Origin of the sequence: Aequorivita sinensis, from assembly GCF_006346335.1 — a bacterium.
Taxonomy (GTDB): domain Bacteria; phylum Bacteroidota; class Bacteroidia; order Flavobacteriales; family Flavobacteriaceae; genus Aequorivita; species Aequorivita sinensis.
Map to the genome: position 1 here is coordinate 37,926 of NZ_VDMC01000018.1, position 7,302 is coordinate 45,227.

At 36.1% G+C, this 7,302-nt stretch carries 6 protein-coding genes; 3 read left to right on the plus strand and 3 right to left on the minus strand.

Features of this window, described 5'->3' with window-relative positions; all coding sequences use genetic code 11:
• The first annotated feature begins 136 nt into the window (after positions 1–136).
• Both rocD and FHP04_RS13190 read left to right on the plus strand, forming a co-directional pair.
• Positions 137–1,381, plus strand: coding sequence for an ornithine--oxo-acid transaminase (rocD, locus tag FHP04_RS13185; RefSeq protein WP_139856606.1), 1,245 nt, complete (start codon positions 137–139; stop codon positions 1,379–1,381).
• A 529-nt stretch (positions 1,382–1,910) separates the two neighbouring features.
• On the plus strand, positions 1,911–3,347 hold the full coding sequence (locus FHP04_RS13190; RefSeq protein ID WP_139856607.1) for a GEVED domain-containing protein: 1,437 nt from the start codon (positions 1,911–1,913) through the stop codon (positions 3,345–3,347).
• 287 nt (positions 3,348–3,634) lie between these two features.
• On the opposite strand, the gene FHP04_RS13195 is transcribed toward FHP04_RS13190, so the two are convergent.
• From FHP04_RS13195 to FHP04_RS13205, 3 genes are all read right to left on the minus strand, one after another.
• Positions 3,635–3,955: a CCC motif membrane protein gene (locus FHP04_RS13195; protein WP_139856608.1), complete on the minus strand. Its 321-nt coding sequence runs from the start codon at positions 3,953–3,955 to the stop codon at positions 3,635–3,637.
• Between the two features lie 63 nt (positions 3,956–4,018).
• Positions 4,019–4,315, minus strand: a complete 297-nt coding sequence (locus FHP04_RS13200; RefSeq protein ID WP_246051436.1) for a DUF2752 domain-containing protein — start codon at positions 4,313–4,315, stop codon at positions 4,019–4,021.
• A gap of 12 nt (positions 4,316–4,327) precedes the next feature.
• Positions 4,328–6,271, minus strand: a complete 1,944-nt coding sequence (locus tag FHP04_RS13205; RefSeq protein WP_139856609.1) for a T9SS type A sorting domain-containing protein — start codon at positions 6,269–6,271, stop codon at positions 4,328–4,330.
• 294 nt (positions 6,272–6,565) lie between these two features.
• Between FHP04_RS13205 and FHP04_RS13210 the strand changes: the two genes are divergently transcribed.
• On the plus strand, positions 6,566–7,108 hold the full coding sequence (locus FHP04_RS13210; protein WP_139856610.1) for a Smr/MutS family protein: 543 nt from the start codon (positions 6,566–6,568) through the stop codon (positions 7,106–7,108).
• Positions 7,109–7,302: the final 194 nt, after the last annotated feature.

Below are 7,302 nucleotides of genomic sequence, written 5' to 3' on the forward strand. Positions count from 1 at the left end.
ATAGCACAATTGTAAGGTTTAAATCCTGTTAAGGCACTAAAAAAAGTGGTAATTATTTAGTAATTTGCGCTCCAAGGATGATTTCTCTCCATTAAGTAGGAATCAAATCTATTTTATTTCAAAATATTACAATTTTATGTCAGTTTTAGAACAATCAGCTTCACAGAAAGCAATCGAATTAGAAAACAAATATGGAGCCCATAACTACCACCCACTTCCAGTAGTTTTAAACAAAGGAGAAGGTGTTTATGTTTGGGATGTAGAAGGCAAGAAATACTACGATTTTCTTTCGGCTTATTCTGCAGTGAACCAAGGACATTGCCACCCAAAAATTGTTGGTGCAATGGACGAGCAGGCTAGAACTCTTACACTTACATCACGTGCATTTCACAATGATATGCTAGGTAAATATGAAAAATTTGCTTGTGAGTATTTTAACTTCGACAAATTATTACCGATGAACACAGGTGCCGAAGCAGTGGAAACAGCTTTAAAAATTTGTAGAAAATGGGCTTATGAAAAGAAAGGCATCGATGAAAATGAAGCCGAAATTATAGTTTGTGAAAACAACTTCCACGGAAGAACAACTACTATTATTTCCTTCAGTAACGACCCAGTAGCTCGTAAAAATTTCGGTCCTTATACTAAAGGATTTATAAAAATTGAATACGACAATCTTGAAGCACTGGAAAAACACTTAGAAAGCAATAAAAATATTGCTGGATTCTTAGTAGAGCCAATTCAAGGTGAAGCAGGAGTTTATGTACCTTCAGAAGGATATTTAAGCAAGGCGAAAGCACTATGCGAAAAGCACAATGTATTGTTTATTGCAGATGAAGTACAAACAGGAATTGCACGTACAGGAAAACTTTTGGCTGTAGATCACGAAAATGTAAAACCAGACCTTTTAATCTTAGGGAAAGCGTTAAGTGGTGGAGCTTATCCAGTTTCGGCTGTTTTGGCAAACGATGAAATTATGAGCGTAATTCAGCCAGGAAACCACGGTTCTACTTTTGGTGGAAACCCTGTAGCTGCTGCTGTAGCAATGGCTGCGCTTACAGTTGTAAAAGAAGAAAACCTTGCCGAAAATGCTAAAAAACTGGGAAAACTATTCCGTGACGAATTAAACAAGTTTATTGAAAACAGTAACATCTGTAAGCTAGTACGCGGAAAAGGATTGCTAAATGCTATCGTAATTAACGATTCTGAAGATGGTGATACGGCTTGGAATATCTGCTTAAAGCTTCGTGATAACGGACTTCTAGCTAAGCCAACTCACGGAAACATTATCCGTTTTGCACCGCCATTGGTGATGAACGAAGAGCAATTGATGGATTGTGTTTCAATTATTATTGAAACTTTAAAAGAGTTTGAAAAATAATAGTAAAACCAAAATAGGGTACTAAAACCTTAGGTTTAGCATATAAACTAAAACGGTCTCGATATACCTCGAGGCCGTTTTTTTATGGAGTTAATTTGAGAGATTAAATTTCTTGATAACGTAACACCAAATGTCGGACATGGTTCTAAACCTGACAGGTTTCCAAAACCTGTCAGGTTTTAGTAATGAATTATAAATCCAAAACCTGTCAGGTTTGGTCGCGCAATCAAAAATCTAAAACCTGTCAGGTTTGAAAGGGAAGTAGAAACAATGTTGATGTTCAATCACTTAACTATTTCTCAAGGTAGATAAATAAAATTGATAGGAAATACTTTTGGTATTTGTTAATTATTATAGTTAAGTTTAGAAAGTATTAATAATATTATCGTTAAAAATGAAGTGAAAAAACAAGCTTTATTGAAGTTCTAAACTTATCTATTAGCAATATGTTATTACTTGTGGTTTTATTACAATAGCAGTTCGCCTTGGCTTACTGACATTTATTTTATTAATCTTTATTTATTTACTTATGAGAAAAAAATTACCCTTCTACCAATTATGGCTTTTTTCATTGGCATTAGTCTTTGGGACATCCACGGCTGTTACAGCGCAGAGCACATTCAAAACATTAACTCAACTTCGAGCAGAACAGGCATTAAACTCGAGTAGAAGTATTTCGCAACAACCTAAAAATAATTTAATCTCTAATAATTCATCTGCTGTTACTACTGCCGATAGGGTTACCCTACAAGGTTGTGACCAAGGCGATGACAGTAACAGCTTTGAAAATGGATTTAATATTACTGCAGAAAGCGGCTATAGAAGTGCAGACGACTTTTATGTTTCGGAAAATGAAAACTTGAATGTTCGCTCTATTGTATTTAATGTATTTGCTAACTATCCTGTTTCATCTGTAGATTTTAATTTTTATGAAGATGATGGCGGGAAGCCGGGGGCGACAGTAGTAGCTTCTGAAAATGGACTTATCCCTTATGCTCAAGTACCAATAGGTGCATCTTTCGGATACACAGTTTATGCAATTTATGTAGAAGTTGATTTCAATTTTGATGGTGGAGCTTCGGGTACTTCGTATTGGATGCAACCTGAAGTTGATTCACCTATGGCATTTTGGGAAGGGACTTCGGCAGGTACACTTGGAGAAGTAATTCATATGAGTGAGTTTTTAGGGCCATGGTTACCAGATGATGATGGCGGAATTCACCACGGAGTGTTTAAACTACATTGTGATGTAGTGGTGGCTGTAGATCCAATTTGCTTTGATATTTCTGATACAATCGAACCTATAACGCGTGTTGTTCTTTCAGATATTGATAATACCTCAAGTGCGGCAATCGACGGTTCGCCAGCGCTAGAAGATTTTACAAATATTGAAGGGGTAATGGTTCAAGGAATATCTTACGATATAGCACTTGAAGGAAATACTAATGGCTTTCTTTGCTATTTTACTGTATGGATAGATTGGAATCAGAATGGTGAGTTCGAAGCTGATGAAATGTATGAAATTGGGTATATAGATAACTCTACTGGTACCGATGGACAACAAACCACCGGAACAATTACAGTTCCAACCGATGCCGTTCTTGGAGAAACTACTATGCGAGTTATTAAAAATTGGGATACTTCACCTACAGACCCATGTGATGTATACTTATATGGACAAGGAGAAGACTATACCATTATAGTTGAAGATGAATTAGGTGTCGAGAGTCAGACTGCTACTGCATTTTCTTATTACCCGAACCCAACGAGTAGCGTTGTTAAGATTACAACTAACAAGGAAATTAATTCTGTGTCAGTTGTAAATATTCTTGGCCAACAAGTATTGGTAAAAGAAAACCTTGAAAACGGATTGGTTGACTTGTCTAACTTACAAACTGGAACTTATATTTTCCGTGTAGCATTCGAAGATGGAAGTATTGAAAATTTTAAAATTCTTAAGGAATAATCAATTAGTAGATAATTGCATAAAAATGAAAAAGCCGCCTATTTGGGCGGTTTTTTTTATACTAGTTAGTTAAACCTGACAGGTTTCTAGAAACTGTCAGGTTTGTTGACGAAAGCTAAGGTTTCCAAAACCTAGGGGGAGTGGTGCAGAATATTAAACCTACCAGGTTTCCAAAACCTGTCAGGTTTGGGTGATGAATCAAAATCTAAAACCTATTAGGTTTGGAGTGTAATCAAAATGGCCCCGATTTTCATCGCGGCCATTTCTTTATTGGTTAGCTTGAAAGATTACATTCCGTATTCTTTCATAAGTTCTTCGTTCATATTCATAATACCCTCCATTCCGAAAGTTGAAAATAGATAGATAACATATATTAGGTAAATTACACTTAACGCAATTCCTATATACGACAGTATCTTTCCGGTTTTTACGTTTTGATATCCGGTGTAAAGCTCTGGATTTTCCATATACAACTTAGTTGCAGTGCCAGCCATTACAATGGCTACAATTCCGAAAACTAGACCTAGTCCATAGCAGCAACAAGTGACTATAGATATAATTCCGAATACGAGAATTAAGGTTGAATTGGGTAATTTTTGTTGTTCCATAAAATTTTTGTTTTTGGTTGGTTGTTTAAAAATACCAATTTTTTTCAAGCCATAATATTTTCGCTAGATAAATTGATTCATTTTAATAAAATAACTAACTACCATTACAATGGCGTTCAGCACGATAAGGCCAATTTTAATTTGATAATCGAATTTAAACTTCACGAAAAAATTTACAAAAATCACTGCTAATAGTAATAGTATAGTGTAAATAGCAGGATAAACTTTAAAGGCCGCAGCAAATTCACCTGTAAAAACATGAACAAATGAACGCTGCATGCCACAACCTAAACATTCCACTCCAAAGATTTTCTTGTTTACACAAGGAATCATGTAGTCTTCAAATCCGGTTGTTAACACAGACAACATTTTTTACTTGTTGTGAACTATCGCCTTATAATCTATTGTAATATCGTCTTTGGTGGTAAGTTTTACCAGATACACACCATCACTTAAGTTTCCAGTATAGAAACTATAGCTATTGTTAGTTCCTAAGTTTTGCTTTTGAATTACCATTTTCCCGTTCATATCGTAAACAATGGCAGATTTGATTGTATGGCCTTCAGGATTGCTGATTTCTAGTTGTTTTTGTGGGTTGTTTTGGAACATCGCTACACTAGCAATAATTTTTTCCTGATCTTCGATAGAAGCGGTAGATGAATTATTGCGGTATTCTGCTTTCTTAAAGACAATAAAAAATCTGTTGTCGTAATGTCCTGCGTCCAAAGTTAAACTGAAAGGAAATGTAAGGCGTGTTCCTATACGTCTAAATGAATTGTCTTGACGGTCGTATAAGAATATTTTCTCGTAAGGCTTTTTAACCTCCTCAGCAATTAAAAGTTTAATTTCGGTAGTCTTGTTTAATTTGAAGTTAATAGGAATTTGCTTGTTTTCATCGTAGTTAACTGCGTTAATTACATAAGGTAAACGATCGCTGTCGTTACCAACAGGAAAGTAAGCATCTGTTTTCATCCCCATAGGACTCAAGCCATCATACCCACGGTCGTACCCATCAGTTGCTTGATCGGAAAATACTAATAACATATCTCTAGTTAACGCATCATCAAATACTGCGTAAATACGAGTTTGTGGGTCACGAGTATCTAGTTCTGAAGGTAGGGAAGCCGTAAGTTCCCCTATATCTCTTGTGTTGCTTATTGAAATATCATCAGTAGGTCTTTGAAATACAGAACCTGGTGCTCCTTCCTTTACAAATATTCTATGCGAATTTTTAATTGTGACATTGCCATCATTTTTACCCACAAACATAATTCCTTGTCCGATTGGTGCATATCGTTTTTGGTTAATTGTTGTGCCGTTAGTGCCAGTAGACGTACTTCCTCCTGCTGCATTCCATATATAAAAAGATGCTCGAGTATAATTACCTGGAGGATCGTTATCAGTTAGATCTCCATTTGTGTCTTCACTTCCTGGAGTCCAGACCCCATAACCAAAAGGTTTATCGGTGTATAAATGTGAAGGTACAGTTCTATCTTCGTCATAATACCAAAACTGTCCTAAATCTTCATTTCCAGTATCGTAAAAAAGCTGATTTAAATCTAATGCAGAGGCATAAGGATTACCAGATAAGGTCATTTGTGGTACTCCATCAACGGGTGCTGCTACAGGAACGGTAAAACTACCACTGTTAGGGCGTCCTCGAAATTCATAAGTTTGGTCATGGTCAGTGCCAACACCAGTTATAATATTACCAGGATCAGTTCCAATGTTTACACCTTTCATGGTAAAACCTAGACCTGCTCTAACGCTATTTTCAGCGTTAATTCTAACATAATTTCCTTCGGCTTCTGAACCTGGTTGAGGGTGGGTGTAAATCCAACGCCTTGAAATAGTTAGTCGTGGGTTTGTAAAACCATTTCTGGAAGCTACATTATCAGCCATTTGAGCGTTTGTACCTAAAGCTCCACTCTTTGCTTCGTAAATGCTGTTTATTCCGAAGTGTTTATTAGAACCCGCATATGTTCCTGTAGCTGCTGGATTTCCTACTGGAGAGCACCAGTAATAATATGCAAAAGTATTGGTAGGGTCTGTGTTTTGTTGCACAGAAAGAAAACCGTCTCCTGTGTTAGTAGAAGTTGTACCACCCTGTATCAACTGTCCGTTATCGCGTAAGTAGATACTTGCTTCAACAGAATCAGTGGGATTCTTAGTAAGGTTTATGTCGTTTTCAACATATACTATCTGATCTTTCACATAAATATATGAGTCCGTAGAGCCATTTGGTTTTACAGTTAACTGTGCAAAAACCCCAGTAGCTATTAAAAGGAATGAAAGTAAGAGTAGTTGTTTTTTCATCGTGAAAAATTATTTATGAAACTGTTGCTTTAGTTTGATACACAGTTTATTTCCCTGTCTAATCGATTTATTATGTATGAATAGCAAATAGTTAAAGCGCATTTCATATTTTTACATTTTTAAAGCCTTTGCTGCCGGGAAATTAAGGCACTTTTAAAAGGTTAAATTTAAAAAGAAAATTCAATATAATTACGCTAATACTACAAAATACCTAATTTTTTCGTTTATAGGTAGTTAAGATAAGAAAATTGTAGCATTACTTTGCGGTTTTTTTAAAAAATACATCCAGCTTAAATGCAAATAGGAGATAAAGTTTCGGTTTTAGATGATAATATTTCAGGTATTGTTACTGCCCTAGGTGGCCATACGGTAACTCTTGAAACCTCTGATGGATTCGAATCGGTATACCAAAAAAATGAACTTATTGTTTTGGATGGTTCGATTTCTAAAAGAGATTTAATTCCTAAGGATGTTTTGTCTATCATTTCGGAGAAAGAACAGAAAAAGCCTGGAAAAACAAAACGTGTAAAACCCAAAGAACGCAACGCTCCAGCCATGGAGGTGGATCTTCATATTCATCAACTCGTTCCAAGTACAAGAGGGATGGATAATTACGATATGCTTACAATTCAGTTGGATACCGCAAAAAGACAATTGGAGTTTGCCATTTCAAAAAGAATCCAAAAAGTAGTCTTTATCCACGGAGTAGGCGCAGGTGTGCTTCGCACCGAACTCGAATACCTTTTTAGACAATACGATAACGTAAAGTACTACGATGCCGATTTCCAAAAATACGGAAGAGGAGCAACGGAGATTTATATTTATCAGAATGTTTGATTGTAGGGGGGAGGTGAGACGTGAGACGTGAGAGGTGAGATTTTTGTACGTCTCTGATATAGGTTGACCACTTAACGAGTGAAAACCTATGAAAGCAAATGTACGGAGTATTCGCAAGCAGCGTAAATACTCAATTGAATTTAAAAAAAGGATTGTTGCAGATTTTGAAAGCGGAAAGTTTAGCGTTCTCCAAT